Source organism: Tepidiforma thermophila (assembly GCF_002563855.1).
Classification (GTDB): Bacteria; Chloroflexota; Dehalococcoidia; order Tepidiformales; family Tepidiformaceae; genus Tepidiforma; species Tepidiforma thermophila.
The window spans coordinates 2,703,738-2,730,017 of record NZ_PDJQ01000001.1 but is presented as its reverse complement, the minus strand read 5'-3'; the positions used below and the strand labels follow the sequence as shown (position 1 = coordinate 2,730,017).

Genomic DNA, 26,280 nt, shown 5'->3' with positions numbered 1-26,280 from the left:
CCGGCCGGGCTCCAGCCCCTCGCACCGGAGACAGCATGACCGCAGCCCCTACTGCGCCGGGCCGCCTCGAGCGCCGCAAAGCCCGGACGCGCGCCGCCATCCTCCAGGCCGCCAGCGAACTCTTCCACGCCAACGGCTTCGAAGAGACCTCCATCCAGCAAATCGCCGAGCGCGCCGATACCGGCGTCGGCACCCTCTACGGCTATTTCACCTCCAAAGAAGACCTCCTCCGCGAGGTCCTGCGCGCCTCGCGCGATGAATCCGTCGCCCGGTACCGCGCCGCCGTTGCCGCCGATACCCCCGCCATCGAGCGCGTCTGTACCGCCCTCGCCGCCATCGCCGACTACCTCGACGAAAATCGCCGCCTGCTCGTCTCGGTCTTCCGTCTCGCCGCGCGCAACCAGTCCTTCGACGACGAATACGCCGAGTGGCTCCAGCGGAGCTTCACCGACCTCATCCAGGCCGGCATCAGGTCCGGGGAGTTCCGCCCTGTCCCCGCCGATGCCGCCGCCCGCATGCTCATTACCACCGTCATGACGGCCTGCCTCGGCATCGGCGCCTGGGCCGGCCGCTCCGGCGACCCCCTCGTCATCCCCGAAATCCAGCAGCTCGCCCGCGCGCTCCTGGCGCGCTAGGCCCCAAACAGAGCAGGCGGCGCGAAGGCGGATCCCGGAATGGGGGACCGGGGCGTCTCACCCGCCTTCGCGCCGCGCCGCCGGGGCACCACAGAAACCGCGGCGGTCCCGCGTAGCCTGCACCCGGCCACCGCCTCGCTCTACGGCCCTTCGTCCCCTTCCCCGTCGGCCGAACGGTCCCCTGCCTCCGCCTCCCGGAACGCCGCCTCCAGCGACGCCGAAGACACCGCCAGGATCAGCAGCCACGCGAACAGCACCACCACCGCGACGTCATCCGCCTGCCCCAGCACCGGGATGAAGTCGGGCACCAGGTCGAACGGCAGCAGCAAATACCCCAGCAGGCCGAGAACGGCCAGCTTCCCGGCCCAGCCCAGCCGCCCCCTGCGGAGCAGCGCGCGCAGGAACCGCACCTTCGCCCCGCGGCGCAGCGCAAGGAACCGCCGCCCCGCCGCACTCCGTCGAAGCCCTGCATACCCCGCCGCGAACATTGCGGCCAGGAGCAGCATCACCGCCGCCGCTGCCGCGAGCCACTGCACCTGCAATCCCCTGCGAAACTGTCAGGCGCCTCGCCATCCTCCTCCCGCGCGCCTGCTACCATCGAAGAGATCATCTCCCGGGAGCCACCCCTGTGACTACCACCGCCGGCCCCGACCAGGCCCGCATCCGCGCTGCCGTCGTCGAACTCCTCAAAGCTATCGGCGATGACCCGACCCGCGACGGCCTCGCCGATACCCCCCGCCGCATCGCTGAGATGTACGCCGAGATCTTCGAGGGCCTGTTCTACGACCCCCGCGAGCACCTCCGCGTCGGCTTCGAAGTCGCCCACGACGAGATGGTGATCCTCCGCAATATCCCCTTCTACAGCATGTGCGAGCACCACTTCCTCCCCTTCCACGGCGAGGCCCACGTCGGCTACATCCCCGATGGCCGCGTCGTCGGCATCTCCAAGCTCGCCCGCGTCGTCGAAGGCTACGCCCGCCGCCCGCAAATCCAGGAGCAGCTCACCAGCCAGATCGCCGAGGCCATCCAGGACGTCCTCCAGCCCGATGGTGTCGCCGTCGTCATCGAAGCCGAGCACCTCTGCATGACCATGCGCGGCATTAAAAAACCCGGGTCCCGCATGGTCACCAGCGCCATGCGCGGCGACTTCAAGAACTCCCACGTCACCCGCGCCGAGTTCCTCTCCCTCGTCCACGGCCACCATTAAGCCCCTTCAGCCGCCCCAGGCACCTGCCGAAAATCCCGGCGTGAGCGATACCTCGTCCGCGTCCGGTCCCTGCGTCGATTGCCAGCTCCTTCCCGTCGCTCCCCCGGAGAGCGGCATTCTCGTCGTCGCTCCGCCCCTGGCCTCCTCCCTGGCCAGCGTTGGCCAGCAGCTCGAGAGCGCAGGCTTCAGCCCGCGCTCTGAGGTCCCCTCGACCCTCTCCGTTCCCTACGGCCCCGGTCAGCTGGGCGCGCTCGCCGAGTGCCTCGAGGCCGCCTTCTCCTCCATCGAACAGCACGACGCCCGCGTCCTGGTGCTCCCCGCTGGCGCCCCGGTCGACCTGCCCGCACTCCTCCGCATGGAAACCCTCGCAGGCTTCCTCGCCCGCGCACGCGCCCGCTGGCTCGTCGACCTCCTCGCCGAACACCGCGCCACGACCTGGTTCCAGCCCGTCTTCACCGCCGACGGGCGCCTCTACGCCCACGAGTGCCTCCTCCGCGGTCTCGAACGCGACGGCCGCACCATCATCCCGCCCGGCGTGCTCTACTCGGCAGCAGCCGCCGGCGACCTGATGTTCCACCTCGACCGCTTCGCCCGCCTCCTCGCCATCCGCAACGGCGCCGGTGTCGGCCGTCTCTTCATCAACTTCACCCCGACAGCCATCTACAACCCGGCCTTTTGCCTCCGCTCTACGGTCGAAGCTGTTCGCGAAGCTGGAATTCCGTCGGAACTCGTCGTCTTCGAAGTCGTTGAATCCCAGCGCATCGAGGATGTCCGTCACCTCGTGCGAATCCTCGATACCTACCGGGCCGCCGGCTTCGGCGTCGCCCTCGACGATTTCGGCGAAGGTTTCGCCTCCCTCAACCTCCTCGACCAGGTCCGCCCGGACGTCGTCAAGCTCGACATACAGCTGGTCCGCGGCATCGACGCCAACCCCTACCGGGCGACCATCGTCCAGCGCATCGTGGCAATGGCCCGCGACCTCGGCATCACCACCCTCGCCGAGGGCATCGAAACCCCCGATGAGCTGCGCGTGGTCCGCGAGGCCGGCGTCGACCTGGTGCAGGGGTACCTCCTCGGCCGGCCCGCCGCCCGGCCGCTGCCGCAGGGAGCCTTCGCCCGCGCGGCCTAGCCCTGCCTCGCGGCCTCGACCGGGTTCCGCAGCACCCCTGCGCCCGTCACCTCCACCTCCACAACATCCCCCGGCCGGATCTCGGGCGGGCTGCCGGGCGTCCCCGTGTAGATAATGTCCCCGGGGACCAGCGTCATCACCGTGCTCACGTACCGCACAATCTCCGGGATGTCACGGATCAGCTCCGCCGAGCGGCCCCGCTGCACCTCTCGGCCGTTCACCCGGGTCACCACCTCCAGCTCGTCGTGCCGCAGCCCGGTCACGATCGCCGGCCCGAAGACGCCGAACGTATCGCTCCCCTTCGCCCGCCACCACTGCCCGTCCTGCTGCTGCCAGGCGCGCGCAGAGACATCGTTCCCCGCCGTGTAGCCGAAAATCGCCGCCTCCGCCTGCTCCCGGGTGGCACCCTTCACCTGCCGCCCGATGACGATGACAATCTCTCCCTCGGGGTCGACCCGCCCGCAGTCTGCCGGCAGCACAATCGCCTCGCCCGGCCCCGCGATGCTCGAAAGCGGCTTGAAGAACAGCGTGGGCGGGTCCGGGGCCGGCCGCCCCTGCAGGTGGCTCGCGTAGTTCAGCCCCACGCACACAATGCTCCGCGGCGCGCACGGCGGCAGCAGCCGCACGTCCGCCAGCGCGACCGCCTCCCCGGTCGGCCGCGTCTCCTCCCAGAACGGCTCAGCAATCACCCGGATCGTCTCCCCCTCGAGGAGCCCGGCTCCGCGTCGCCCATCCGGGCCTTCGAACCGCACGTACAGCGCCATGCGCAAACCTCCCGCAACTGCCGGCTCATCCTCACTCGACAGCGCCGCTGCGGCAACCGCACACTACCCCTCGCCCTGGCAATCCACCCGCGGAGGCGCCGCATGCCCGCCAAAATGACCCTCGACGAAATCCACGCCTTCCTCGATTCCCGCCCCGGCTGGATCGCCCTCTCCACCATCAGCCCCAGCGGCCACCCGCACACCGTCCCCATCGGCTACTTCCGCCTCGGCGAAAAGATCTACATGGGCTGCCGCAAGGGCACCCAGAAGACCAAAAACATCGAGCGCAATCCCGCGGTCTCCGTCATGCTCGAATCTGGCACCACCTCGCAGGACATCAAAGGTGTCTGCATCCAGGGCACCGGCCGCGTCATTACCGACCCCGCTGAGGCGCTCCAGCTCCGCCGCGAAGCCATGCGCCGCCGCGGCGTCCCCGAAGACCAGCTCCCTGCCGAGGTCGGCCCCGACACCGCCTACATCGAGGTCACCCCAACGCGCTACATCTCCTGGGACTACAGCAAACAGCCCTGACCCCGCTCGCCGCCAACGCCTTGCATCGGACAGTCGCCCCCGGATAGAGTTCTCGGCATTCCAATTCTGGGGAAGGGGCGATGCAGGCCGTACAGCAGCCAACTGCGATCCAGTGGTGGCTCTCACCGTGGAAGCGGTACGCCCTCTTCGAAGGCCGCGCCAGCCGCTCCGAGTTCTGGTGGTTTACCCTCGGCCAGTTCTTGGTCGGATTGGCCTTCTTCCTCCTGTCGGGAATTGCAGGGGCATTGATCGCGCTCTACTACCTGTTTATCCTCGCGGGATTGGTGCCCTCAATTGCCGTCACCGCCCGTCGCCTCCACGACATCGGCCAGTCCGGCTGGCTCCAGCTCATTGGCCTGATCCCCATCCTCGGCACCGTCCCGCTCATCGTGCTCTGCGCCCAGCCGTCTCAGCCCTACGCGAACAAGTACGGCGACGCACCCCTCCCGGCGGCCCCATAACCCGCGAGGGGCCCCTCCCGGGAGCGCGCTGACCCCGCCCCGCCTACCCCAGCGCTGTGGCCGGCACCGGCGCCCCGTCAACAAGCGCCCCAAGCCACCGCAGCGCCCCCGTGTCCGCCTCCAGCGGGTCCTGGCGCTCCAGGTACCGCCGCCGGTACTCCCGCGCCGCCAGCAGCTTGCCATAACCCTGCCCCGCTCCTGCCTCCCGGTCCCCCTCCGCGGTCAGCAGCGTCGCGCACACCGCCGCCGCCAGCCGGTCGCACATCGCCGCCATCTTCGCCTCCCGCTCGTCTTCGCTCGCCTGCAGCAGCCGCTCGAACTGCCGCCGCACGCGCAGCATCTCCTCCCGCACCGCTGCCGCCTCCCGCCGGGCCAGGTCGTCGGTCGCCCCGTCCAGCCGCGTCTCCAGCTCGCGGAACAGCGCCTCGTGCGCCCCGTTCCGCAGCGCGGCCCGCGCCACATCCAGCGCCACTACGTTCTCCGCCCCCTCCCAGATGCTCCCCAGGTGCGCATCCCGCAGCAGCCGCGCGTTCACCCACTCCTCGATGTACCCGTTGCCCCCGCGGATGTTCATCGCCATCCCCGCCGTCCAGCGCGCCCGCCGGCAGTTCGCATACTTGATGAGCGGCGTCGTGATCCGCACCACCAGCTCGTCGTGCTCCGAACCCGCATCCGCCCGGTCCAGCGCCTGCGCCGCGAACAGCACAATCGCCAGCGCAGCCTCGCTGTCCAGCACCATCTCGAACAGCTGCTCCCGCACCAGCGGCAGGTCGAACAGCGCACGCCCGAACGCCGCCCGGCCCCGCGCGTGGACCGCCGCCTCCAGCAGCGACCGCCGCATCAGCGCCGCTGCCCGCATCCCGTTGCTGAGCCGCGAGACGTTGATCATCTCCGCCATCTGCGCGAAGCCGCGGTCGATCTTCCCCACTACGTACCCCGTCGCTCCCTCGAACTCGTATTCCCCTGTCGGCATCGACCGCGACCCCAGCTTCTCCTTCAGCCGCCGGATGACGTACCGGTTCCGGCTCCCGTCAGGCAGCAGCCTCGGCACGAGGAACATCCCCAGCCCCTTCGTGCCCGCCGGCGCCCCTTCCGGGCGGGCCAGCGCAAGGTGCACATCGGCCCCCGCGTTCGAGCAGAACCACTTCTCGCCCCAGATCCGCCACTCACCGTCGACCAGCCGCGCGACGCACTCGCTCGCCCCCACATCGCTCCCGCCCGTCCGCTCCGTCAGCAGCTGCGCCGACTGCATCAGCTCGCCGAAATCGGTACTCGTCAGCCGCGGAACGTATCGCGCCTGCAGCTCGGGCGAACCGAACATCCGCAGCACCCGCGCCGCCGAGTCGGTCATCGAAATCGGGCAGAACAGCCCGAACTCCGCCTGCACGAACACGTAGCTCAGCGCGAACTTCACCACGTGCGGCACCCGGCCCGGCCACCCCAGCATCCCCTCCCGGTGCGACATCGCCGCAAACCCGAACCGCGAAAAGCCGAGCCGCTGCATCTCGACGAATGCCGGGTGGTACAGGATCTCGTCCACCCGCCGCCCGAACCGGTCGTGCGTCCGCAGCACCGGCGGATTCGCATCCGCCAGCGCCGCCAGCTCGTCCAGCTCGTCGCCCGCGCACCGTCCCACCTCCCGCAGGTGCGGCAGCGCCCGCTCGGCATCCTCCGGCCCGGCATAAACCCGGAGCGCCCGCTCGAGGTTCGGGTCGGCCTCGAAGAAGTTCATCCCCCGGGTGGTCGGCATCGCGCGGTTCGAAGGTGTGGTCACGGTCGTCATGGCCGGATAATACCCCCGTGGAACCCGCCTCCGCCGCTCGCGCGGCCTTTCGCGAGCACTTCGGCGCCGAACCCGCCCTCCTCGTCCGCGCCCCCGGCCGCGTCAACCTCATCGGCGAGCACACCGACTACAACGGTCTCCCCGTCCTCCCCTTCGCCATCGGCCGCGCCACGCTCCTCGCGGTCGGCCCCGCCGATGCCCCGCGGCTCGAAGCCGTCTCCGAAGGCTTTCCCGTGCCCGCGTCGCTCCCCCTCGACGCCGACCCCGCCACAGTCGCCGAGCCGTGGCACCGCTACCTCGCCGCCGCCCTCGCCGTCCTCGGCGACCGCCTTGCGGGGCGCGGCGCGCGGGTCGCCATCGCCTCCGACCTCCCACCCGCCAGCGGCCTCAGCTCCTCCAGCGCCCTCGTCGTCGGCCTCCTCCTTGGCCTCGATGGCCTCTTCGGACTTGGCCTCGGACCGCCTGCACTCGCCGACCTCGCAGCCCGCGCCGAGCGGATCGCCGGCGCCGAAACCGGCGGCATGGACCAGCAGGTCATCGCCCTCGCCCGGGCCGGCCACCTCCTCCGCATCGACTTCCTGCCCCCCTCGACGCGCCACCTGCCCGTCCCGCCCGGCTGGGCCTTCGTCGTCGCCTCCTCCGGTCAGCCCGCCCCCAAGGGCGGCGCCGCCCGGGCCGCCTACAACGAGCGGGTCGTCGCGACCCGCGTCGCCGCCGCGCTCATCGCCGACATGCTCGGCGCCGAGCTCGAAGGCACCCCCGTGCTCGGCAACGTCGCCGATATCGATGCAGCCCCCATCCTCGTCGACGAACTCCCCGCACGCGTCTCCCCCCGCAAAGCCGCGGCCTCGCTCGGTGTCCCTGTCGAGCGGTTCGTCGGCCTCGCCGCCGACACGTTCGACCCCGATGTCCTCCTGCCCGTCCGCGCATACGCCCGCCACGTCCTCGCCGAAGCCGAACGCGTCGACCTCGCCTGCGCCGCCGTCGAAGCCGCCGACCTCCGCACCCTCGGCGAGCTCATGCTCGCCTCCCACGCCTCGCTCCGCGACGACTACCGCTGCTCGACGCCCGCCCTCGATGCCCTCGTCGCCGCCATGACGAAGGCCGGCGCCGCCGGCGCCCGCCTCACCGGGGCAGGGTTCGGCGGATTCGCCATCGCCGCCTGCGAACGCGGCCGCGAGCCGGCGGTCATCGAAGCCGCCCTCGCCGCGGCCGGCGGCCCGGCCTTCGCCGTCGAACCCTCCGACGGGGCTGCCCTCCTGTGACCGCCCGGCAGGCCGTCGTCCTCGCCGCCGGCCGCGGCACCCGTCTCGGTACGCTTGCCGCCGACACCCCTAAACCGCTGCTCGAAATTGGCGGCCGGCCCCTCCTCCTCCGCACGCTCGAATCCCTCGCTACGGCCGGCATCGAACGGGCGGTCATCGTCGTCGGCCACCTCCGCGAGCGCATCCTCGAAACCCTCGCCGCGAGCCCCGTCCCGGGCCTCACCGTGCAGTTCGTCACCCAGGAGCGGCTCGAAGGCACCGCCCGCGCCGTCGCCCTGGCCCGCCCGCACCTCGCCCCCGGCCCGTTCCTGGCCACCTGGGGCGACATCTTCGTCGAACCGCAGAACTACCCCCGCCTCCTCGCCGCGGTCCCGCCCGGCGGCGGCGCCATCCTCGTCAACCCCGTCGACGACCCGTGGGCCGGCGCCGCCGTCTACGTCGATGAGGCCCTCCGCGTCACCCGCATCGTCGAGAAGCCGCCAGCCGGCACTTCGGCCACGAACTGGAACAACGCTGGGCCCGCCGTCCTCGACGAATGGGTCTGGCCCCGGGTCGATCGGCTTGAACCGTCCCCCCGCGGCGAGTACGAACTCCCCCGCGCCCTCGCAGCCGCCGTCGACGAGGGCATCGAACTCCGCGCCGTCCCGGTAGAAGGCCCCTGGTTCGATATCGGCACGCCCGAATCCCTCGCCGCCGCCCGCCGCTACGCCGAATCCGCCCGGCGCGGTAACGTTGCCCCATGAGCACCCTCCCCTGGGACCTCTGGCTCGTTCCCGAGAACCTCCCCGCAGGCCTCGACTCCGCCTTCCGCTACGACCCGGCCGCCGGCACTCTCTCCATCACCCTCGCCAACTCAGCATCCGTTCCCATCGCGCCCCGCGACGTCCGTCTCGTCGCCGACTGCGATACCCCCGCCGCCGACGGCTGGCTCTGGGTCCACGGCCGCTACAGGCGGATGGATGCCCTCGTCCGCAACTTCGGCGCACCGGCCCCCGAAGGCTACGATGGCCGCTTCGCCCGCCCCTCCGACGACGGAATCACGTACATCAGCCGCGACCAGGCCGTCCTCTGGCTCCCCTGCCACCCGGCCCCCGCCCTCCTCGTCGCCTGCCTCCAGCCCGACCGCTTCTTCTTCGACGTCGAGGTCACCCTCGACCCCGGCGAAACGACCGTCACCCGCATCGCCCTCGTTTACGACGTCGATGGCCTCGAACTCGCCCCCGGCGAATCCGTCACCCTGCCGCCCATCGCCCTCCGCGGAGGGCGCGACCCCCTCGCCCTCATCGAGCAGTACGCCGACGAGGTCGCGGCCCGCATGGGCGCACGCGTCCCGGGGTCCGTGCCGACCGGCTGGTGCAGCTGGTACTACTTCTACAACCGCGTCTCCGAAGCCGACGTCCTCGCCAACCTCGAGCAGATGGTCCGCGACGGGTACCCGGCCGACTTCGTCCAGGTCGACGACGGCTACCAGTCCTGCACCGGCGACTGGCTGGTCCCGAACGAGAAGTTCCCGTCCGGCATGGCTGCCCTCGCCGCCCGCATCCGCGAAGCCGGCTACCGCCCCGGCCTCTGGCTGGCCCCCTTCGTCCTCCACGAAGACTCCGTCGCCCTGCGCGAACACCCGGGCATGGTCCTCCGCACGCCCGCGGGTGAAACCGCCTTCGTCCAGACCGGGCTCGGCCGCTGCGCCATCCTCGACTGCACCAACCCCGAGGCCGAAGCCTGGCTCCGCAACGTCATTCGCACCGTTGTCCAGGAGTGGGGCTACACCTACCTCAAGCTCGATGCCTGCTCCTACGCCGCCCGCCCGGCCTCAACCGTCCGCTACCACCGGCCCGGCACCACCGCCCTCGCCAATCTCCGCCGCGGCCTCGAAATCATCCGCGACGAAGCCGGCGACGGTGTCTTCCTCCTCGGCTGCACCTGCCACTTCGGGCCCGCCATCGGCCTCGTCGATGCCATGCGCGTCGGCCCCGACGTCAAGGAAACGTGGGCCGCCGGCCCCAACCCCTCCGTCCGCCACGCCATGCGGCTCACCCTCCAGCGCAACTGGATGCACGGCCGCTGGTGGGTCAACGACCCCGACTGCCTCATCGTCCGCGATACCGATACCGAACTCGGCGAGGCCGAGACCCGCTTCCTCGCGACCGCCATCGCCCTCAGCGGAGGCATGGTTGTCGCCAGCGACGACCTCCCGAAGCTGCCCCCGGCCCGCCGCGAGCTCGCCCTCGCACTCTTCCCGCCTTCCGGCGTTGCCGCCCGCCCCGTCGAGCCGGGCGATGGCCCTGCGCCCCGCGCCTGGCGCGCCGAACTCGGCGATGGCCGCGCCCTCGTCGGCGTCCTCAACTGGTCCGATGCCCCGCTCTGGGTCCCTTGGACCGAACTCCTCAAGCCCGGCGAGGTCGGCTTCGACATCTGGAACCGGCGGCCGCTCCCCATGGGCGACGTCTACCTTCGCCCCCACGAGGGCACCCTCTGGCAGGTCTACGCCCCCGCCCGGACGCCCCGGCTCGTGGGCGACTCCGGCCACATCACCTCCGCCGGGCTCTACCAGCGCCCGGTCAGCGGCCGGCTCCAGCTCCGCAACGACCGGCCCTATCCCCGCACGGTTGCTGTCCTCCACCGCGGCTACACCCGCGTGGTCGAACTCGCCCCCGGCGAGGCCCGCTGGTTCGATTAGCCGCCGTACTTCACCCCGAGCTCGTCCAGCGTCAGCGGCTTCGCCTCCCGCTTCAGCACGGCGTGGGTCACCTCGCCCACCACGCAGCTGTGGTCGCCGAGGTCCACCTCGCCCACCACGCGCCCCTCGATGTACCCCGGCGCCGCAGCGATGACCGGCGCCCCATTGCTCGCCGTCTCGGTCTCCTGCCCGTTGATCTTCGAACCATCAACCGTCGTCGGCTTGAAGAACGCATAGGCGATGTCGCCCTGCCCGCTCTCGAGGAACGAGAGCGCGAACGTCCCCGTCCGCTTCAGCAGCGCGTACGCCCCGCTGTCCTTCTTCACGCCCATCGCCACCAGCGGCGGCGTGAACGACGTCTGCGTCACCCAGTTGATCGCTGCCGCCGAAACCTCATCGCCGTCCCGCACGCCGAGCACGTACAGCCCGTACGGGATCATCCGCAGCAGCGTCTTCTTCGCCGCCTGCGCCTGCTCGTCCATCGGTTCATCCCTCCCGGTTCGGTTCGTTGCCCGTATCCTACCCAAACCGCGCACCCGCGCGCCCGGAGGTCCCCATGCCCGCCCTCGACCGCCGCGAACGCGACGAATTCCTCCAGCAGCCCGGCATCCTCTGCCGCATCGCAACCGTCGACAGCAGCGGCGCTCCCCACGTCACCCCCGTCTGGTTCATCTGCGAGGACGACGCCATCTACATCACCCCGCGCGCCGCTTCCGAATGGCTCGACCACATCCGCCACGACCCGCGCGTCGCGCTCACCATCGACGACCAAAATCCGCCCTACCGCAAAGTGGTCATCGAAGGTGTGGCCGAGGTCGTCCGCCAGCCCGGCGACGATGCCGCCTGGCGCGACCTCTACCGCCGCATCGCCATGCGCTACGTCCCGCCCGAGGCCGCCGAGCACTACATCCAGGAAACCATCGACCAGCCACGCGCCCTCATCCGGGTGCCGCTCCAGGGCGCCCGCATCCGCACCTGGCGCATGCCCGTCCGCGGCGAACCCTACCGCGGCATCTGGCACGACCGCTACTACCTGCCCGGCACGAAGCTCGCCCGCGAATCCGGTCAGCCGCCATCCGAAGGGAACCAGCGGTAGCGCCGCAGGTCGAGCCGCCCCTCCCGGTCGAACACGACGCCCTCGTCCTCCAGCAGCCTGCGCTGCAGCTCCGCCTCCTCGCCCCGCCCCCGCAGGCTGATGCCGCCGCGCGCGTTCACCACCCGCCACCAGGGCACCTCCGTGCCCGGCGGCAGCCACGCCAGCGCGTAGCCGACCGCCCGGGCCGCCGCCGGCGCCCCCAGCTCCAGCGCCACCTGCCCGTACGTCATCACCCGCCCCGGCGGGATGGCGCACACCAGCGCGTACACCCGCTCGTAGAACGTCGGCGGCCCCTTGCGTGCATCGCCCATCCCGCGAACCGTATCATCCGCAGTCACCATGCCGCCCGTCCTCCCCGCTCTCGCCGGTATCCGCGTCATCTCCGCAGGCCAGATCCTCGCGGCGCCCTTCTGCGCCACTCTCCTCGCCGAGTTCGGCGCCGAGGTCATCAAAGTCGAGCCGCCCCGCACCGGCGAAGCCAATCGCGGCAACCTCTCCTTCGAACAGGACAACCGCGGCCAGAAATCCGTCACCCTCAACCTCGCCTGCGACGAAGGCCGCGCGCTCTTCCGCCGCCTGGTCGATACCGCCGACGTCCTCGTCGAGAACTTCCGGCCCGGTGCCCTCGAAGCCTGGGGCCTCGGCCCCGGGACGCTCCGCGAAACCAACCCCGGCCTCGTCGTCGTCCGCATCTCCGGCTTCGGGCAGACCGGCCCCTACCGCGATCGCGCCGCCTTCGACCGTGTCGCCCTCGCCTTCTCCGGCATCACCGCCGTCACCGGCTACCCCGACCGGCCGCCCGTCCGCCCCGGCTATTTCATCGCCGACTACGGCGCCGGCATCTTCGCCGCCTTCGGCGCGCTCGCCGCCCTCCGCGCCCGCGACCACACCGGCCGCGGCCAGGACGTCGACGTCGCCCTCTACGAAGCCGTCTGGCGGATGAGCGGCACCCACGCCGCCGGCTACGGCCTCACCGGCCGCGACCGACCCCGGAGCGGCAACTACTTCCCCGGCGTCGTCCCCGCCGAGCAGTTCACCACCGCCGATGGCTGCGAGCTCGTCATCAACGCGACGACCCAGCGCAGCTTCGAAAAGCTCTGTGCTGCCATCGGCCAGCCTGAGCTCGTCCGCGACCCGCGCTTCACGCCCCGGCGGAACCTTCTCGCCAACCACGAAGCCATCCACGCCATCATCCGCGACTGGGTCGCCCGCCATACCCTCGCCGAGGCCCAGGCAGTCCTCGACCGCTTCGGGGTGCCGGCCTGCAGGGTCTATCAGGTCAGCGACATCGTCGCCGACGACCACTACCTCGCCCGCGACCAGGTCATCACCCTCGACTCGCCCGTGTACGGACCCCTCCTCCAGCCCGGCATCGTCCCCCGCCTCTCCGAAACGCCGGGCACCGTCTCCGGCCCCGCACCCGCCCTCGGCGCCCACAACCGCGAGGTCTACTGCGGCCTGCTCGGCCTCACCCCTCAGGAGCTGGAAGCCCTCTCCCGCCGCGGCGTCGTCTGACCGCCCGGATCTCCCGCCGGCAAACGAAAGCCGCCGCCCCGGGCAGGGCGGCGGCTGGTGTCGCGGTGCAGCGGGCGGGAGAGGACGCCCGCTGCCCTGGAGGACGGAGGGCTCAGGCCGCGGAGGCCATCGCCCGGTGCTCTTCGTTCGTAATGAAGTCGCCCTCGGCGAGCCAGTTCTTGAACTGCTTCTCCGCGCCGCAGACCTTGCAGACACCGCGGCTCGTCGGGCCGTTCGGCTCTTCGATCCGCCAGCGGTGGAAGTGACCAGCCTCGGGAGCCTTCGTCGTCTCGATGGTGGCATCAGCCATGGTGGTGGACCCCCTTTCCAAAATTCCGTACTCGTTGACCCGGCAACTGCCCTTGGGCTAGGCTAGTTCCAGTGGAGTGCTGGTACTAGCCTTTCTGTAGCAGCGCTCGTAGGCGAATCATAGCATTCGGCGCTATCATGTCAATAGTCCCGGTGCTAGCGCCGCGCACAACCTTGACACTACCCATACCGGAGCACCGCCCATGGCCCAGCGCGCCGATTCCGACACAGGCCGTACCTACAACCTCCCCTGTGTCATCGCCCAGGTGCTCGATATCCTCGGCGACCGCTGGACCCTCCTCATCATCCGCGACCTCATGTCCGGCCTGCACCGCTACAACGACATCCTCGAAAGCTGCTCCGGCATGTCCCCCAACGTCCTCTCCGACCGCCTCCGCCGCCTCGAGGCCATGGGCATCGTCGAACGCCACTACTTCAAAGCCCTGCCGCCGCGCGTCGAATACACCCTCACCGAAAAAGGCTGGCACATCCGCCCCATCCTCCTCGCCCTCCTCGATTGGGGCCGCAAGTACGTCGAACCCATCCGCGAAGAGCACGTCGGCACCCGCGTCAGCCACGACTTCGCCGTCCGCGTCATCCCCACCTTCTCCTTCCACCCCGAGCGCGCCGAAGACCTCCATGCCCGCATGACCATCGAAATCACCGACGCCGGCGACCAGAACGCCTGGACCTTCGATATCCACGATGGCCACCTCCATCCGCGCCGCAACGGCGCACCGGATGCCGACGTCATCCTCAAAACCGACACCAGCGGCTTCTTCCGCTTCATCCGCGGCGAAGCCCGCGCCGAAGAGGTCGGCGAACTCATCGGCTCCCCGGAAACCGCCGCCGCCATCCAGGCCTGCTTCCGCACCCAGTAGCTACCCCGCCCGCACGGAGGTCCCCCGCCCATGCTCAAGCCCGGCACGCCCGCGCCCGACTTCACCGCCACCCTCGACGACGGCTCCACCTTCCGCCTCGCCGACTGCCGGGGCCAAAAAAACGTCGTCCTCTACTTCTACCCGAAGGACTTCACCCCCGGCTGCACCGCCGAGGCCTGCTCCTTCCGCGACAACTACAGCGCCATCGCCGCCCACGACGCCATCATCATCGGCGTCTCCGGCGATTCCGCCGACCGCCACGCATCCTTCCGCGAAAAGCACGCCCTCCCCTTCCCGCTCATCCCCGACCCCGATGGAAAGCTCCGTGAGCTGTACGACGCGAAGGGCTGGATCCCCTGGATGCCCCCGCGCGTCACCTACGTCATCGACAAAGAGGGCGTAATCCGCGCTGCCCTCCGCCACGACTTCCGCGTCACCGCTCACGTCCCCGAAGTCCTCGAGGCGCTCGAGAAGTTCGCGCCCCGCACCGGCTCCTCCGCCCCTACCGCTTTCGGCTGATCGCCTCCCGCGCTGCAGCCGCAACCCGCGCCGGCGTCAGGTCGAAGTAGGTCAGCAGCTCGTCCCACTTCCCGCTCGTCCCGTACCGGTCCACGCCGACGAACGCCATCGGCACCGGCACCGTCTCCGCCAGCACGCGCGCGACGGCCGTCCCCAGCCCGCCCGTCGTCTGGTGCTCCTCCGCGGTCACGATGGCTCCCGTCTCCCGCGCCGCCGCCAGCACCGCCTCCCGGTCGATCGGCTTGATCGTCGCCATATCCAGCACCCGCGCCGAGACCCCCTCATTCGCGAGCAGGTTCGCAGCCTCCAGCGCGATGCCCACCAGCACACCGCACGCAATCAGCGTCACGTCGCTCCCGTCACGCAGCTTCGTCGCGCGTCCCAGCTCGAACCGGTAGTCGCTCCCGTAGATCGCCGGCACCTTCGGCCGCCCCGTCCGCACATACGCCGGCCGCGTCGTCTTCCCGACCGCGACGATCGCCTGCTTCGCCGCTTCGAAATCCGCCGGGACCACCACATCGAACGGGATGAGCGAGGTCGCCAGCGCAAGGTCCTCAATCGCCTGCGCGCTCATCCCGTCCTCGCCGACCGTAATCCCGCCGTGGCTCGCCACGCACTTCACGTTCAGCCCGCCCCGCGGCTGCGCTACCGACGTCCGCAGCTGGTCATAGCAGCGCCCCGGCAGGAAGACCGCAAAGCTCGCGATGAACGCCGTCTTCCCGCAGGCAGCCAGCCCTGCCGCGATGCCCACCATGTTCTGCTCGGCCACCCCGACCGTGTACCACCGGTCCGGGTACCGCTCCCCGAACTGGTACCCCATCGTCGAAACCGAAAGGTCGGCGTCGATCGCCACCACGTCCACGCCCTGCTCCACCAGCTCGATGAGCGCGTACGGGTACGCCTCCCGCGTTGCCGCTGCCGGTGCCGCCTGCGTCATGCCAGCCCCTCCGCAATCTGCGCCAGCGCCTGCTCCAGCTGCTCCCGCGTCGGCGCCTTCCCGTGAAAGCCCGGGTTGTTCTCCATGAACGAGACACCCTTCCCTTTGACCGTGTGCGCGACCACCACACGCGGCCGCTCGTCCGGCTGTTCCGCCTCCGAGAGCGCCGCATCCACCGCCGCCATGTCGTGCCCGTCGCACTCGATGACCTTCCACCCGAACCCCGCAAACATCGCCGGCGGGTTCGTCCGCATGATCCGGTCCGCGAATCCGTCGTTCTGGATCCCGTTCCGGTCCACCAGCGCGATGATCCGGTCCCCCAGCCCGAAGTGCGGCACGGCCATCGCGGCCTCCCACACCTGCCCCTCGTTCAGCTCGCCGTCCCCAAGCATCACCCAGCACCGGAACTCCCGCCCCTCCATCCGCCCCGCAAGCGCATGCCCAATCGCGAACGACAGCCCCTGCCCGAGCGATCCGCCCGACATCTCGATGCCCGGCAGCGCCTTCATCGACGGGTGTCCCTGCAGCGGGCTGCCCAGCTTCCGGAACCCCGTCAGCAGCTCCGTAGAGAAGAAGCCGCGTTCGGCCAGCACCGCGTAGTAGAACGGCGTCGCATGGCCCTTCGAGAGGATGAACCGGTCGCGATTCGGGTCCTCCGGATTCGCCGGGTCGCAGCGGAGATGGTTCCAGTAGAGCGCAACGCCGAGCTCGACCGCCGAAAGCGACCCGCCCGGGTGTCCGCTCTGCGCCTCATAGACCATCCGCACAATGTGCGCCCGGATGCGCTTCGCGATGGCTTTCAGTTCGTCGATGGAAACGGGGGCAAGGCTGGTGGGCATCGCCGCCAAGGATACGGCCTCGCCCACGAACACGGAACGCGCGCTACACTCCCTGCCATGTTCACGCAGGTTGCCATCTCACAGATCTACGTCCTCGACCAGGACGCCGCCCTCGACTTCTACGTCAACACCCTCGGCCTCGAAGTCCGCACCGACGTCGACCTCGGGGTCATGCGCTGGCTCACCGTCGGCGTCCCCGGCGACAGCCGCGAAATCCTCCTCCAGGAGCCCGGCGGCCCCATGATGGACCCCGAAACCGCCGCACAGGTGCGCGACCTCGTCGCCAAAGGCGCCGCCGGCGGTTTCCTCATCTTCCACACCGACGACTGCCGCGCCGCGTACGAAACCCTCGTTGCCCGCGGCGTCGAAATCACCCAGGAGCCCATGGAGCGCGACTACGGCATCGACTGCGGCGCCCGCGACCCCTTCGGCAATCACTTCCGCATCACCCAGCCCCGCGCCTGACCCCCGCCCGGCGCCAGGCCGGAGGCCGCCGTACAATCGCGCCCATGGCACCTGAGCAGCGCATGTTCGGCCTCTGGCCGAGCCCCATCACCCCCTCCGCCCTCGCTGTTGCCCTCCGCCTCAATGAGCCGGCCTGGGATACCGACGGCCAAACCCTCGCCTGGGTCGAGGGCCGCTCCGACCGCGGCGTCATCGTCACCCGCCGCCTCGACGACGCCGCCACCCGCGACCTCACTCCCGAAATCTCCGTCCGCGCCTTCATCGGCTACGGCGGCGGAGACGTCACCCTCGCCCGCGGCGCCGCCTTCTTCGTCGGACAGGCCGACCAGCGCATCTACCGCCAGGACCTCGCCGGCGGCCCGGCCCGCCCCATCACCCCGCCCGTCGGCGCCGCCTCCAGCCCGGCCGTCTCCCCGGATGGACGCTGGGTCGCCTACGTCCACTCCTTCGAAGATGTCGACTGCATCGCCGTCGTCGACGCCGAAGGCCGCCAGTGGCCCCGCCGCCTCGCCGAAGGCCGCGACTTCTACATGCAGCCGGCCTGGCACCCCGCCGGCAACCGCCTCGCCTGGGTCGAATGGGACCACCCGAACATGCCCTGGGATGCCACCGAACTCCGTGTGGCCGACCTCGATACCTCCGGCACCCTCCCTGCGTTGTCCGCCTCCCAGACCGTCGCCGGCGGACCCGAAGTCAGCATCTTTCAGCCCCTCTTCACCAGCGACGGCGCCGGCCTCTGCTACATCAGCGACGAAACCGGCTGGGGCCACCTCTACCGGCGCGACCTCCCGACCGGCCAGGTCCGCCAGCTCACCTCCGGCGAAACCGAGCACGGCACCCCCGCCTGGATGCACGGCATGCGCACCTTCGCCGAGCTCCCCTCCGGCGCCCTCGTCCTCATCCGCTCGACCGCAGGCTTCCATCGCCTCGTCCTGCTCGACCCGCGCACCGGCAGTGAGCGCGACCTCTCCCCGGCCCTGCCCGGCTACACCGCATTCTCCGCCCCGGCCGCCTCGCCCTCCGCCGAACGGCTCGCCGTCGTCGCCAGCGGCGGCAAACAGCCCCCGCGCGTCATCGCCCTCGACCTCCACGACCCGGCGGCGCCCCGCGTCGACGTCTTCCGCCGCAGCGACAGCGAACTCGTCCCCGCCTCCGCGCTCTCCGCCCCCGAACCGGTCAGCTGGACGTCCTTCGACGGCGAGCAGGCCCACGGCCTCTACTACCCGCCCGCCAGCGACCGCTTCGAAGGGACGGGCGCGCCCCCGCTCGTCGTCCTCGTTCACGGCGGCCCGACCAGCCAGGTCACCGCCACCTGGAACCCCCAGGCCCAGTTCTTCGCGACTCGCGGCTACGCCGTCCTCCTCCCCAACTACCGCGGCTCCACCGGCTACGGCCGCGCGTACATGCTTAAGCTCCGCCGCAGCTGGGGCATCTACGATGTCGAAGACGCCCGCACCGGCGCCCTCGCCCTCGCCGACCGCGGCCTCGCCGACCGCTCCCGGCTCGTCATCATGGGTGGCAGCGCCGGCGGCTTCACCGTCCTCCAGTCGCTCGTCCAGTACCCCGGCGTCTATAAAGCTGCCATCTGCATGTTCGGCGTCGCCAACCAGTTCACCCTCGCCGCCGATACTCACAAGTTCGAAGCCCGCTACCTCGACTCCCTCCTCGGCCCCCTCCCCGAAGCCGCCGCCGTCTACCGCGAGCGCTCACCCATCTTCCACGCCGACCGCATCCGCGACCCCATCGCCGTCTTCCAGGGCGAAATCGACCGCGTCGTCCCTCGTGAACAGAGCGACAGCATCGTCGCCTCCCTCCGTGCCCGCGGCGTCCCCCACGAGTACCACGTCTACCCCGGCGAAGGCCACGGCTGGCGCAAGTCCGAGACCATCGACCACTTCTACCGGACCGTCGAGGCCTTCCTCCGCACCCACGTCCTCTACGCCTGACGGCCCGCCGGGTCAGCCCTCCATCGGCAGCCAGCGCATCGCCTCCGCCGCCGCGGCCCGGTCACGCGCACTCTTCTCGGCCCAACGCTCGAGGAACTCCGCGCCAACAGCAGCCTGCGCATCCTGCCACCGCAGCGGCCGGCCGCTGCCTGTGCCCGTCTCAGCCACCGCGACGATGAACGCCGTCGCATCCCCGAGGTCGAACCGCTCGAGCACCCGCCCCCGGAGCCATCCGGCCCCGCCCGCGAAGACCGGGTCCCCCTCCGGCGTCAGCCGGTACTCCAGCCCGTCGAGCTTCGGCCCTTCGCGCCCGCTCCGCAGCCCCAGAGGCGCGAGCAGCCCCTCTTGCCCCTCCGCCAGCACCGTGATCGCCAGCGTCCCGGTTTCCGTCACCAAATCGTGGGTGTAGTTCGTCTTCCAGAGGACCGCCAGCAGCCGCGGCCGCTCCGGCACAATCGACGCCCCGAACACCGAAAGACAGATCTGCGCGTTCGGCCCCGCCGGGCCGTGGCTGCCCAACGCGCACAGCGGCGACCAGAACTCCGAGAGCACGCTCCGTGCCGGCTGCGTCATCGCCCCGCGAACGTACCCCGCCAGCGCCCCGGCGGCAAAACCTGCCCCATCGACACAACGGTCACGCCTCCGCACAATGGCGCCCATGCAGGATTGCCTCTTCTGCCGCATGCACCGCGGTGAAGTGCCAGTCACCAAAGTCGCCGAAAACAGCCACGCCTTCGCCATCCGCGACATCAACCCCCGCGCGCCCATCCACTGCCTCATCATCCCGAAGGCCCACATCGATAATGCCCGCGACATTGAATGGAGCCACGCTGAGGTGCTCGCCGGCATGTTCGTCCTCGCCAAAGATGTCGCCCGCGTCGAGGGCGTCTGGGAGCCCGGCTACCGCCTCGCCTTCAACGTCGGCGATGCCGCCGGCATGACCATCCACCACCTCCACATGCACCTCCTCGGCGGCCGCCGCCTCGGCCCCGAAGGCTGACTGCGCCGGCGCCGCCCGCGCACATGAGCACCATCCGCCAGCAGATCGAGGCCGTCCGCGCCGAGTACGCCCGCCTCCCCGCCGGCCTCCTCGCCCACGTCGAACGCGTCGTCGCCGAAGCCCGCGACCTCGCCGCTCGCTGGGACCTCGACCTCGACCGCGTCGAACTCGCCGCCTGGGGCCACGACCTCTTCCGCGCCCACCCCCCGGCCGACCAGCTCCGTCTCGCCGCCGAAGCCGGCCTCCCCATCACCGAGACCGACCGCCTCGAGCCGGTCCTGCTCCACGGCCCCATCGCTGCCGTCGTCCTCCGCGAACGGCTCGGCATCACCGACGATGAAGCCCTCGCCGCCGTCCGCGACCACACCCTCGGCGCCGCCGAAATGCCCCTGATCGCCAAGGTCATCCTCCTCGCCGACAAGTTCGAACCCCGCAAGCGCCAGCGCACCCCCGTCATGCGCGAAATCCGCCGCCTCGCCCGCCGCGACCTCGATGCCGCCCTCCTCTGCTGGGCCGACTGGAAGTGGGTCGAAGAGCGCACCCACGGCTGGGTCAGCCACCCCGCCCACTGGACCGCCCGCGTCCGCTGGGTCGCCGAGCACCACGCCGACCGCGCCCTGCCGCCCATCCTCCCCCTTGACGACGACGCCGACCCGGCGTTCGGCGCATAACCCCCCACCGCACACGAGAATCAGGGTTTTCTCCCCAATCTTCACGGGACTGTTCCCGCCCAATCGGTGACTCCCCGATGCGGAGCCGTCCCGCCCATCGCTACCTTCGGCGCATCACCACCCGGAGTGTCGCATGGGCAATCTGCAAACCACGCCGCTCGGACCATGGCTCGAACGCTGGAACTCCCTCCCCCGCTCCCGCCAGGTCATGCTCGCGGCCGTCGGCATCGGCGGATTCCTGCTCGTCTGGGTGCTCTTCCTCGCCTCCTCCAGCCCGAAGATGGTCACCGCCTACTCCGGCCTCGCCCCCGAAGACAGCGCCGCCATGGCCGATGAGCTCGAGTCGCTCGGCATCCCCTATGAGCTCCGCGGCGGCGGCTCCGCCATCGCGGTGCCCGCCAACAAGGTCGCCGAAGTCCGCATCAAGCTCGCCCAGGCCGGGCTCCCCACCGGCGGCGCCGTCGGCCTCGAAATCTTCGATAAAACCAATTTCGGCGCGACCGACTTCGTCCAGCAGGTCAACTTCCGTCGTGGCCTCGAAGGCGAACTCGCCCGCTCCATCAACACCCTCGACGCGGTCAAAGCCTCCCGCGTCCACATCTCCATCCCCAAAGAAGCCCTCTTCAAAGAAGACCAGCACGAAGCCACCGCCAGCGTCCTCCTCCAGCTGCGCCCCGGCACCCGGCTCTCCGATGAGCAGGTCAAGGGCATCGTCAACCTCGTCGCCAACTCCGTCGAAGGCCTCTCCGAAAAAGGCATCACCATCATCGACGACGCCGGCCGCGTCCTCTTCGATGGCGCCACCTTCGGCGGAAGCTTCTCCGCAGGCGCAACCGCCTCCCAGCTCGAGCTCCAGCGCCAGTACGAACTCGCCCTCCAGCGCGATGTCAGCGATGTCCTCGCCCGCATCGTCGGCCCCGGCCGCAGCGCCGTCACCATCCGCGCCAGCCTCAACTTCGACCACGTCACCCAGACGAAGGACGAATTCGGCACCCCCCAGCAGGCCGTGCCCCGCTCCCAGTCCACCGTCGAAGAGACCTTTACCGGCACCAACCTCAACGTCGGCAACGTCCCCGGCACGGGAGCCAACGGCGGCACCGGCGGCGGCGCCAACACCACCGCCAACGGCAACTCCCAGTACACCCGCACCGAAACCACCACCAACAACGAAATCCCCAGGACCACCTCCACCACCATCCAGGCCCCCGGCAAGCTCGAGCGCCTCAGCGTCTCCGTCGTCCTCGACGAATCCGTTACCGCCGCCCAGGAGGCCGCCATCACCAGCGCCGTCGCCGCTGCCGTCGGCCTCGACCAGGTCCGCGGCGACGTCATCAGCGTCACCCGCCTCCCCTTCGACGAAAGCGCCCGCACTGACCTCGTCGGCGAAACCCCCGGCGGCCTCGCCGCCTACTTCGAATACCTCAAGCTCGTCATTCCGATCCTCGCCGTCATCCTCGCCTTCATCCTCGTCATGCTCCTCCTCCGCTCGCTGTCGAAGCGGCAGCTCCGGCTCCCCGCACCGGTTGCACCCCACGCGCTTCCCACGGGCGCCGCGGCGGCCCTCGCCGCCCTCCCGAGCGCGGCGCCGCAGCAGGAGCTGCCCGTCCTCGAAACCCCCGCCGACCCCCACGAAGAGCGTGTCCTCCGCCTCGCCGAGGCCAACCCCCGCGCCGTCGCCGACGTCGTCCAAACCTGGATGAGGGAAGACTAGCCGCCCATGGTCGCCAAGGACGAGAAGCTCAAAGGCCGCCGCAAAGCCGCTGCGCTGCTCATCACCCTCGGCAAGGAGCGCTCGGCCGAGGTTCTGCGCCACCTTTCCGACGAGGACATCGAGCGCCTCACCTGGGAGATCTCCGCAATGGGCGAGCTGCTCCCCGAGCAGCGCAAAGAAGTCATCGAAGAGTTCGAAGAGGCAGCCGTCGCCCGGAACGTCATCTCCCTCGGCGGCCTCGAATACGCCGAAGACCTCCTCCGCCTCGCCCTCGGCGAAGAAAAAGCCGCAGAACTCATCGACCGCCTCTCGGCGACCTCGCCCACCGTCCCCTTCGGCTTCCTCCGCCACCTGAACGTCCAGCAGCTCGTCAACTTCCTTGCCAACGAGCACCCCCAGACCATCGCCCTGCTCACCTCCTTCCTCCAGCCCGACAAGGCCGCCCAGGTCCTCGCCGGCCTCGAACCCGAGCTCGCCGCCGACGTCGCCCGCCGCATCGCCCTCATGGACCGGGCCAACCCCGAGATCGTCAACGAGGTCGAAGCCGTCCTCCGCCGCAAACTCAGCGCCGTCCTCCAGCCTTCCCGCGTCACCCAGTCCGTCGGCGGCATCGAAGTCCTCGTCCAGGTCCTCAAGCAGTCCTCCCGCATGACGGAGAAGACCATCATCGAAGCCCTCGAAGAGAGCGAGCCCGAACTCGCCGAGCAGATCAAAAAGCGGATGTTCGTCTTCGAGAACATCGCGACCCTCGATGACCGCTCCATCCAGCGCATCCTCCGCGAGGTCGAAGTCCGCGACCTCGCCCTCGCCCTCAAGGCCACGTCCGAGGCCGTCAAGGAGTGCATCCTCCGCAACATGTCCCAGCGCGCCGCCCAGATGCTGCGCGAAGACATGGAGGCCTCCGGCCCCGTCCGGCTCCGCCAGGTTGAAGAGGCCCAGCAGCGCATCGTCGAGGTCATCCGTCGGCTCGACGAGGCCGAAGAGATTGTGATCTCCCGCGGAGGCGATGATGAGCTGGTCGGCTAGGCCCCCGCGCGTCATCCGCTCCTCCCGCGCCCGCGCCGAGAACGAGGTCTTCGTCGTCGGCGCCTCCTCGCCAGCAGTCCCGGTCGAGGCCCCGGTCGCCACCGCCGCCGAGATCATTGCCGCCGCCGAAGCCCGCGCCGCTGAGATCATCGCTGCCGCCGAAGCCGAGGCCGCCCGCATCCGCGGCGCTGCCGCCGAACAAGTCGCCGCCGCCGCCCGCGAGGCCGCCGAACGCGCCCGCGCCGAGGGCCTTGCCAGCGCCGAGGCCGAAGCGCGCGGCCTGCTCGAACTGATCCGCGCCGCCGCGCGCGAGGGCGTCGCCATCCGCGACCAGGTCGCTGCCTCCGCCGGCGAACTCCTCGCCAGCGCCGTCATCCTCGCCGTCCGCCGCATCGTCGGCCACGCCTACGCCGCCGAGCCGGCGCTGACTGCCGCCGCCTGCGATGACGCCGTCCGTGCCGCCGCCGGCCAGGAGATCGTCAGCATTCGCGTCAATCCCGGCGTCGAAGCCGCCGTCACCGCCGCCCTCGGCGACCTCGGCGCCTACGTCCGCCCCGACGGTGCCGTCGAAGTCGGCGGCTGCATCATCGACCTGCGCAACGGCACCATCGACGCCACCCTCGATGCCCGGCTCAGCCTCGCCGAGCTCGCCATCCGCCGTGCCGCGGGGGCGGAACAATGACCGCCGTCCTCGAAGCCATCACCCGCGCCCTCGCCGGGGCCAGCCTCTACCGCCGCACCGGCACCCTCCTCCACGCCACCGGCGAGATGGCCGTCGCTGCCGGCATCAACCTCCAGCCCGGCGAGCTCGTCCTCATCGAGGACCCGTCCGGCAACCCCATCCCCGCTGAAGCAGCCGGGGCGGCGCCCGGCATCGCCCACCTCGCCCTGCTCGAACGCGCGGCCCTGCCAGCCGGCGCCCGTGTCGTCGCTACCGGCTTCCCGCCGCTCGCCCCCGTCGGCGCCTCGCTCCTCGGCCGCATCCTCGATGGCCTCGGCCGGCCCATCGATGGCGGCCCGGTCCCCCAAGGCGTGCGCTGGGTGCCCGCCGCCGCCGAGCCGCCCCACCCCCTCGACCGCGAACCCATCACCCGCCCGCTCCCCAGCGGCGTCCGCGCCGTCGATGGCTTCCTCACCCTCGGCCGCGGTCAACGCGTCGGCATCTTCGCCGGCTCCGGTGTCGGCAAGAGCACCCTCCTCGGCATGCTCGCCCGCGGCACCCGCGCCGATATCACCGTCATCGCCCTCATCGGTGAACGCGGCCGCGAAGTCCGCGACTTCATCGAGCACGACCTCGGCCGCGACGCGCTCCAGAACTGCGTCGTCGTCGCCTCCACCGGCGATAACCCCGCCGCAATGCGCATCTGCGCGGCCCGCACCGCCACCGCCATTGCCGAAGGCTTCCGCGAACAGGGCGCCGACGTCCTCCTCCTCTTCGACAGCCTCACCCGCGTCGCCATGGCCCGCCGCGAAATCGGCCTCGCCGCCGGCGAACCCCCAACCGCCCGTGGCTATCCGCCCTCCGTCTTCTCCATGCTCCCGCACCTCATGGAACGCGCCGGGCCCGGCCCAACCGGCTCCATCACCGCCGTCTACACCGTCCTCGTCGATGGCGAAGACATGGATGAGCCGATAGCCGACCTCGCCCGCGCCACCCTCGATGGCCACATTGTCCTTCGCCGCGCGCTCGCCTCCGCCGGCCACTACCCGCCCATCGACGTTCTCCAGAGCGTCTCCCGCCTCATGGACCGCGTCGCCAGCCCGGCCCACCGCGAAGCCGCCCGCCGCCTCCGCCAGCTCCTCGCCGCCTACGAGGACGCCCGCGACCTCGTCGCCATCGGCGCCTACAGCCGCGGCGCCGACCCGCTCGTCGACCGCGCCCTCGAACTGCTCCCGGCCATCAACGCCTTCCTCCGCCAGCGCGCCGACGACGTTACGCCCTTCGACGACGCCGTCGCCGCCCTCTGCGCCATCGACCCGGAATTCGAGGACGCGTCCGCCAATCCCGGCCCTGGCGTCTCCGCCGGGTCCGCATCCGAACCAGGGGAGGTGACCGATGCCGTTGTCGTCGAAGCGGCTTGAGCGGCTCGTCCGCCAGCGCGGCCTCCTCGAACGCCTCCAGCGCCGCGAGCTCGCCGAGGCCATCGCACTCCGCGACCGCCGCGCCCGCGCCCTCGCCGAAGCCCAATCCAGCCGCGACCTCCTCCTCGATACGCCGCTGCCCGCCGGCCCCGTCGACGTCGCCGACCTCCTCGCCGCCGGCGCCTGCCTCCAGCGCCTCGACCGCGATATCGCCGCCCGCGAAGCGGCGCTCGCCCACTCCGAAGAAGACGTCGCCGAGGAGCGTGCCGCCCTCATGGAGCGCCGCCGCGACCGCCGCTCCCTCGAACTCCTGCTCGAACGCCGCCGCGCCGAGGAGCGCCTCCAGCGCTCCCGTGCCGAATCCCGCCAGCTCGACGACCTCCTCGCCGCCCGCTGGAAGCCCCGCACACCCCTTCCGGAGGACACCCCATGAACCCCATCGCCGACCGCGGTATCGCCCAGGTGACCGCCTGGCTCTCCGGCCTCGGCCGCCGCCAGGGCGCCATCGCCAACAACATCGCCAACATCGATACCCCCGGCTACGTTCGCCAGGAGGTCAACTTCGAAACCGAGCTCCAGCGCGCCTTCGGCCGCCAGTCCGCCCGGCTCGCGACTACCGACCCCCGCCACATCGCCGCTCCGTCACTCCGCCGCGACCAGCTCGGCCTCGACCCCCAGCAGCTCCTCACCTCCAGCCGCCGCGACGGCAACACCGTCGACGTCGACCAGGAGATGGTCCTCCTCGCCGAGACCCAGATGCGTTACCAGGCCGCGGCCCAGGTCCTCTCCCGCAAGCTCAACAACATTCGCACCGCCATCACCGGCTAA

The 26,280-nt window shown here is 70.8% G+C and carries 31 protein-coding genes; 22 read left to right on the top strand and 9 right to left on the bottom strand.

Annotated elements, in window-relative coordinates:
* Positions 1-35: 35 nt before the first annotated feature.
* Positions 36-635: a TetR/AcrR family transcriptional regulator gene (locus A9A59_RS13340; protein ID WP_098504738.1), complete on the top strand. Its 600-nt coding sequence runs from the start codon at positions 36-38 to the stop codon at positions 633-635.
* Between the two features lie 140 nt (positions 636-775).
* Here the strand turns inward: A9A59_RS13340 and A9A59_RS13335 are convergent, their stop codons facing one another.
* Positions 776-1,171 (bottom strand): YkvA family protein, encoded by a 396-nt coding sequence (locus A9A59_RS13335; protein ID WP_278286919.1) that lies wholly within the window; start codon positions 1,169-1,171, stop codon positions 776-778.
* Positions 1,172-1,296: 125 nt separating this feature from the next.
* On the opposite strand from A9A59_RS13335, the gene folE reads away from it, so the two are divergent.
* On the top strand, positions 1,297-1,842 hold the full coding sequence (gene folE / locus A9A59_RS13330) for a GTP cyclohydrolase I FolE (RefSeq protein ID WP_423242402.1): 546 nt from the start codon (positions 1,297-1,299) through the stop codon (positions 1,840-1,842).
* 40 nt (positions 1,843-1,882) lie between these two features.
* Positions 1,883-2,971 (top strand): EAL domain-containing protein, encoded by a 1,089-nt coding sequence (locus tag A9A59_RS13325; RefSeq protein WP_098504736.1) that lies wholly within the window; start codon positions 1,883-1,885, stop codon positions 2,969-2,971.
* Here A9A59_RS13325 and A9A59_RS13320 read toward each other — a convergent pair.
* Positions 2,968-3,735, bottom strand: a complete 768-nt coding sequence (locus tag A9A59_RS13320; RefSeq protein WP_098504735.1) for a fumarylacetoacetate hydrolase family protein — start codon at positions 3,733-3,735, stop codon at positions 2,968-2,970. The two genes, A9A59_RS13325 and A9A59_RS13320, sit on opposite strands and share 4 nt — an antisense overlap.
* A 102-nt stretch (positions 3,736-3,837) precedes the next feature.
* On the opposite strand from A9A59_RS13320, the gene A9A59_RS13315 reads away from it, so the two are divergent.
* Positions 3,838-4,266 (top strand): pyridoxamine 5'-phosphate oxidase family protein, encoded by a 429-nt coding sequence (locus A9A59_RS13315; RefSeq protein ID WP_098504734.1) that lies wholly within the window; start codon positions 3,838-3,840, stop codon positions 4,264-4,266.
* A gap of 80 nt (positions 4,267-4,346) precedes the next feature.
* On the top strand, positions 4,347-4,727 hold the full coding sequence (locus tag A9A59_RS13310; RefSeq protein WP_278286916.1) for a DUF805 domain-containing protein: 381 nt from the start codon (positions 4,347-4,349) through the stop codon (positions 4,725-4,727).
* Positions 4,728-4,770: 43 nt separating this feature from the next.
* Here A9A59_RS13310 and A9A59_RS13305 read toward each other — a convergent pair whose 3' ends face one another.
* Positions 4,771-6,510: an acyl-CoA dehydrogenase family protein gene (locus A9A59_RS13305; RefSeq protein ID WP_098504733.1), complete on the bottom strand. Its 1,740-nt coding sequence runs from the start codon at positions 6,508-6,510 to the stop codon at positions 4,771-4,773.
* Positions 6,511-6,527: 17 nt separating this feature from the next.
* Here A9A59_RS13305 and A9A59_RS13815 point away from each other — a divergent pair, with 17 nt between their 5' ends.
* The 3 genes from A9A59_RS13815 to A9A59_RS13285 are packed head-to-tail and all read left to right on the top strand — an operon-like array spanning position 6,528 to position 10,455.
* Positions 6,528-7,775: a galactokinase gene (locus A9A59_RS13815; protein ID WP_165772742.1), complete on the top strand. Its 1,248-nt coding sequence runs from the start codon at positions 6,528-6,530 to the stop codon at positions 7,773-7,775.
* A complete protein-coding gene (locus A9A59_RS13290; RefSeq protein ID WP_165772741.1) occupies positions 7,772-8,518 on the top strand; it encodes a nucleotidyltransferase family protein in 747 nt (248 codons plus the stop codon). Before A9A59_RS13815 ends, A9A59_RS13290 begins: the two co-directional genes overlap by 4 nt.
* A complete protein-coding gene (locus A9A59_RS13285) occupies positions 8,515-10,455 on the top strand; it encodes a glycoside hydrolase family 36 protein (RefSeq protein ID WP_098504732.1) in 1,941 nt (646 codons plus the stop codon). The genes A9A59_RS13290 and A9A59_RS13285 overlap by 4 nt, the downstream gene beginning before the upstream one ends.
* On the opposite strand, the gene A9A59_RS13280 is transcribed toward A9A59_RS13285, so the two are convergent.
* Positions 10,452-10,937: a flavin reductase family protein gene (locus A9A59_RS13280; protein ID WP_098504731.1), complete on the bottom strand. Its 486-nt coding sequence runs from the start codon at positions 10,935-10,937 to the stop codon at positions 10,452-10,454. The two genes, A9A59_RS13285 and A9A59_RS13280, sit on opposite strands and share 4 nt — an antisense overlap.
* Before the next feature lie 74 nt (positions 10,938-11,011).
* On the opposite strand from A9A59_RS13280, the gene A9A59_RS13275 reads away from it, so the two are divergent.
* Positions 11,012-11,551 (top strand): pyridoxamine 5'-phosphate oxidase family protein, encoded by a 540-nt coding sequence (locus tag A9A59_RS13275; protein WP_098504730.1) that lies wholly within the window; start codon positions 11,012-11,014, stop codon positions 11,549-11,551.
* Here the strand turns inward: A9A59_RS13275 and A9A59_RS13270 are convergent.
* Positions 11,521-11,862 carry an MGMT family protein gene (locus tag A9A59_RS13270; RefSeq protein ID WP_098504729.1) on the bottom strand — a complete coding sequence of 114 codons (342 nt, stop codon included), beginning with the start codon at positions 11,860-11,862 and terminating at the stop codon, positions 11,521-11,523. The genes A9A59_RS13275 and A9A59_RS13270 overlap by 31 nt on opposite strands.
* A 28-nt stretch (positions 11,863-11,890) precedes the next feature.
* On the opposite strand from A9A59_RS13270, the gene A9A59_RS13265 reads away from it, so the two are divergent.
* A complete protein-coding gene (locus A9A59_RS13265; RefSeq protein ID WP_098504728.1) occupies positions 11,891-13,066 on the top strand; it encodes a CaiB/BaiF CoA transferase family protein in 1,176 nt (391 codons plus the stop codon).
* 112 nt (positions 13,067-13,178) lie between these two features.
* On the opposite strand, the gene A9A59_RS13260 is transcribed toward A9A59_RS13265, so the two are convergent.
* Positions 13,179-13,376 (bottom strand): hypothetical protein, encoded by a 198-nt coding sequence (locus A9A59_RS13260; RefSeq protein WP_098504727.1) that lies wholly within the window; start codon positions 13,374-13,376, stop codon positions 13,179-13,181.
* 202 nt (positions 13,377-13,578) lie between these two features.
* Between A9A59_RS13260 and A9A59_RS13255 the strand changes: the two genes are divergently transcribed.
* Both A9A59_RS13255 and A9A59_RS13250 read left to right on the top strand, forming a co-directional pair.
* Positions 13,579-14,256 carry a winged helix-turn-helix transcriptional regulator gene (locus tag A9A59_RS13255; protein WP_098504726.1) on the top strand — a complete coding sequence of 226 codons (678 nt, stop codon included), beginning with the start codon at positions 13,579-13,581 and terminating at the stop codon, positions 14,254-14,256.
* Between the two features lie 30 nt (positions 14,257-14,286).
* Positions 14,287-14,775 carry a peroxiredoxin gene (locus A9A59_RS13250; protein ID WP_098504725.1) on the top strand — a complete coding sequence of 163 codons (489 nt, stop codon included), beginning with the start codon at positions 14,287-14,289 and terminating at the stop codon, positions 14,773-14,775.
* Here A9A59_RS13250 and A9A59_RS13245 read toward each other — a convergent pair.
* Together A9A59_RS13245 and A9A59_RS13240 are read right to left on the bottom strand one after the other, a co-directional pair.
* Positions 14,759-15,712 (bottom strand): transketolase family protein, encoded by a 954-nt coding sequence (locus tag A9A59_RS13245; RefSeq protein ID WP_098504724.1) that lies wholly within the window; start codon positions 15,710-15,712, stop codon positions 14,759-14,761. The two genes, A9A59_RS13250 and A9A59_RS13245, sit on opposite strands and share 17 nt — an antisense overlap.
* Positions 15,709-16,551: a transketolase gene (locus A9A59_RS13240; protein WP_098504723.1), complete on the bottom strand. Its 843-nt coding sequence runs from the start codon at positions 16,549-16,551 to the stop codon at positions 15,709-15,711. Before A9A59_RS13240 ends, A9A59_RS13245 begins: the two co-directional genes overlap by 4 nt.
* A 57-nt stretch (positions 16,552-16,608) precedes the next feature.
* Here A9A59_RS13240 and A9A59_RS13235 point away from each other — a divergent pair, with 57 nt between their 5' ends.
* Together A9A59_RS13235 and A9A59_RS13230 are read left to right on the top strand one after the other, a co-directional pair.
* The gene (locus tag A9A59_RS13235) at positions 16,609-17,016 is read left to right on the top strand and encodes a VOC family protein (protein ID WP_098504722.1); all 408 of its coding nucleotides are present in this window, start codon (positions 16,609-16,611) and stop codon (positions 17,014-17,016) included.
* Between the two features lie 44 nt (positions 17,017-17,060).
* Positions 17,061-18,962 carry a S9 family peptidase gene (locus A9A59_RS13230; protein WP_098504721.1) on the top strand — a complete coding sequence of 634 codons (1,902 nt, stop codon included), beginning with the start codon at positions 17,061-17,063 and terminating at the stop codon, positions 18,960-18,962.
* A 12-nt stretch (positions 18,963-18,974) separates the two neighbouring features.
* Here the strand turns inward: A9A59_RS13230 and A9A59_RS13225 are convergent, their stop codons facing one another.
* On the bottom strand, positions 18,975-19,535 hold the full coding sequence (locus A9A59_RS13225; protein WP_165772740.1) for a flavin reductase family protein: 561 nt from the start codon (positions 19,533-19,535) through the stop codon (positions 18,975-18,977).
* Between the two features lie 85 nt (positions 19,536-19,620).
* Between A9A59_RS13225 and A9A59_RS13220 the strand changes: the two genes are divergently transcribed.
* The 8 genes from A9A59_RS13220 (at position 19,621) to flgB (ending at position 26,280) form a co-directional block, all read left to right on the top strand.
* Positions 19,621-19,962, top strand: coding sequence for an HIT domain-containing protein (locus A9A59_RS13220; RefSeq protein ID WP_165772739.1), 342 nt, complete (start codon positions 19,621-19,623; stop codon positions 19,960-19,962).
* Positions 19,963-19,985: 23 nt separating this feature from the next.
* Positions 19,986-20,633, top strand: coding sequence for a bis(5'-nucleosyl)-tetraphosphatase (symmetrical) YqeK (gene yqeK, locus A9A59_RS13215; RefSeq protein WP_098504719.1), 648 nt, complete (start codon positions 19,986-19,988; stop codon positions 20,631-20,633).
* A 133-nt stretch (positions 20,634-20,766) separates the two neighbouring features.
* Positions 20,767-22,344 (top strand): flagellar basal-body MS-ring/collar protein FliF, encoded by a 1,578-nt coding sequence (gene fliF / locus A9A59_RS13210; RefSeq protein WP_098504718.1) that lies wholly within the window; start codon positions 20,767-20,769, stop codon positions 22,342-22,344.
* A gap of 6 nt (positions 22,345-22,350) precedes the next feature.
* Complete coding sequence (gene fliG, locus A9A59_RS13205) at positions 22,351-23,370, top strand: flagellar motor switch protein FliG (RefSeq protein WP_098504717.1); 1,020 nt, start codon at positions 22,351-22,353, stop codon at positions 23,368-23,370.
* Positions 23,354-24,052: a FliH/SctL family protein gene (locus A9A59_RS13200; protein ID WP_098504716.1), complete on the top strand. Its 699-nt coding sequence runs from the start codon at positions 23,354-23,356 to the stop codon at positions 24,050-24,052. The genes fliG and A9A59_RS13200 overlap by 17 nt, the downstream gene beginning before the upstream one ends.
* Positions 24,049-25,452: a FliI/YscN family ATPase gene (locus A9A59_RS13195; RefSeq protein ID WP_098504715.1), complete on the top strand. Its 1,404-nt coding sequence runs from the start codon at positions 24,049-24,051 to the stop codon at positions 25,450-25,452. The genes A9A59_RS13200 and A9A59_RS13195 overlap by 4 nt, the downstream gene beginning before the upstream one ends.
* Complete coding sequence (gene fliJ, locus A9A59_RS13190; RefSeq protein WP_098504714.1) at positions 25,427-25,885, top strand: flagellar export protein FliJ; 459 nt, start codon at positions 25,427-25,429, stop codon at positions 25,883-25,885. Before A9A59_RS13195 ends, fliJ begins: the two co-directional genes overlap by 26 nt.
* Positions 25,882-26,280 carry a flagellar basal body rod protein FlgB gene (gene flgB, locus A9A59_RS13185; protein WP_098504713.1) on the top strand — a complete coding sequence of 133 codons (399 nt, stop codon included), beginning with the start codon at positions 25,882-25,884 and terminating at the stop codon, positions 26,278-26,280. The genes fliJ and flgB overlap by 4 nt, the downstream gene beginning before the upstream one ends.

Coding starts and splice junctions, on each gene's coding strand:
- A9A59_RS13260 (WP_098504727.1), bottom strand. CDS start 13,376: ATGGCTGATGCCACCATCGAGACGACGAAGGCTCCCGAGGCTGGTCAC.
- A9A59_RS13275 (WP_098504730.1), top strand. CDS start 11,012: ATGCCCGCCCTCGACCGCCGCGAACGCGACGAATTCCTCCAGCAGCCC.
- A9A59_RS13320 (WP_098504735.1), bottom strand. CDS start 3,735: ATGGCGCTGTACGTGCGGTTCGAAGGCCCGGATGGGCGACGCGGAGCC.
- A9A59_RS13280 (WP_098504731.1), bottom strand. CDS start 10,937: ATGGACGAGCAGGCGCAGGCGGCGAAGAAGACGCTGCTGCGGATGATC.
- fliG (WP_098504717.1), top strand. CDS start 22,351: ATGGTCGCCAAGGACGAGAAGCTCAAAGGCCGCCGCAAAGCCGCTGCG.
- fliJ (WP_098504714.1), top strand. CDS start 25,427: ATGCCGTTGTCGTCGAAGCGGCTTGAGCGGCTCGTCCGCCAGCGCGGC.
- A9A59_RS13255 (WP_098504726.1), top strand. CDS start 13,579: ATGGCCCAGCGCGCCGATTCCGACACAGGCCGTACCTACAACCTCCCC.
- A9A59_RS13235 (WP_098504722.1), top strand. CDS start 16,609: ATGTTCACGCAGGTTGCCATCTCACAGATCTACGTCCTCGACCAGGAC.
- A9A59_RS13245 (WP_098504724.1), bottom strand. CDS start 15,712: ATGACGCAGGCGGCACCGGCAGCGGCAACGCGGGAGGCGTACCCGTAC.
- A9A59_RS13340 (WP_098504738.1), top strand. CDS start 36: ATGACCGCAGCCCCTACTGCGCCGGGCCGCCTCGAGCGCCGCAAAGCC.
- A9A59_RS13240 (WP_098504723.1), bottom strand. CDS start 16,551: ATGCCCACCAGCCTTGCCCCCGTTTCCATCGACGAACTGAAAGCCATC.
- yqeK (WP_098504719.1), top strand. CDS start 19,986: ATGAGCACCATCCGCCAGCAGATCGAGGCCGTCCGCGCCGAGTACGCC.
- A9A59_RS13270 (WP_098504729.1), bottom strand. CDS start 11,862: ATGGGCGATGCACGCAAGGGGCCGCCGACGTTCTACGAGCGGGTGTAC.
- A9A59_RS13230 (WP_098504721.1), top strand. CDS start 17,061: ATGGCACCTGAGCAGCGCATGTTCGGCCTCTGGCCGAGCCCCATCACC.
- A9A59_RS13315 (WP_098504734.1), top strand. CDS start 3,838: ATGCCCGCCAAAATGACCCTCGACGAAATCCACGCCTTCCTCGATTCC.
- A9A59_RS13305 (WP_098504733.1), bottom strand. CDS start 6,510: ATGACGACCGTGACCACACCTTCGAACCGCGCGATGCCGACCACCCGG.
- fliF (WP_098504718.1), top strand. CDS start 20,767: ATGGGCAATCTGCAAACCACGCCGCTCGGACCATGGCTCGAACGCTGG.
- A9A59_RS13195 (WP_098504715.1), top strand. CDS start 24,049: ATGACCGCCGTCCTCGAAGCCATCACCCGCGCCCTCGCCGGGGCCAGC.
- A9A59_RS13310 (WP_278286916.1), top strand. CDS start 4,347: ATGCAGGCCGTACAGCAGCCAACTGCGATCCAGTGGTGGCTCTCACCG.
- A9A59_RS13200 (WP_098504716.1), top strand. CDS start 23,354: ATGAGCTGGTCGGCTAGGCCCCCGCGCGTCATCCGCTCCTCCCGCGCC.
- A9A59_RS13285 (WP_098504732.1), top strand. CDS start 8,515: ATGAGCACCCTCCCCTGGGACCTCTGGCTCGTTCCCGAGAACCTCCCC.
- A9A59_RS13265 (WP_098504728.1), top strand. CDS start 11,891: ATGCCGCCCGTCCTCCCCGCTCTCGCCGGTATCCGCGTCATCTCCGCA.
- flgB (WP_098504713.1), top strand. CDS start 25,882: ATGAACCCCATCGCCGACCGCGGTATCGCCCAGGTGACCGCCTGGCTC.
- A9A59_RS13250 (WP_098504725.1), top strand. CDS start 14,287: ATGCTCAAGCCCGGCACGCCCGCGCCCGACTTCACCGCCACCCTCGAC.
- A9A59_RS13225 (WP_165772740.1), bottom strand. CDS start 19,535: ATGACGCAGCCGGCACGGAGCGTGCTCTCGGAGTTCTGGTCGCCGCTG.
- A9A59_RS13220 (WP_165772739.1), top strand. CDS start 19,621: ATGCAGGATTGCCTCTTCTGCCGCATGCACCGCGGTGAAGTGCCAGTC.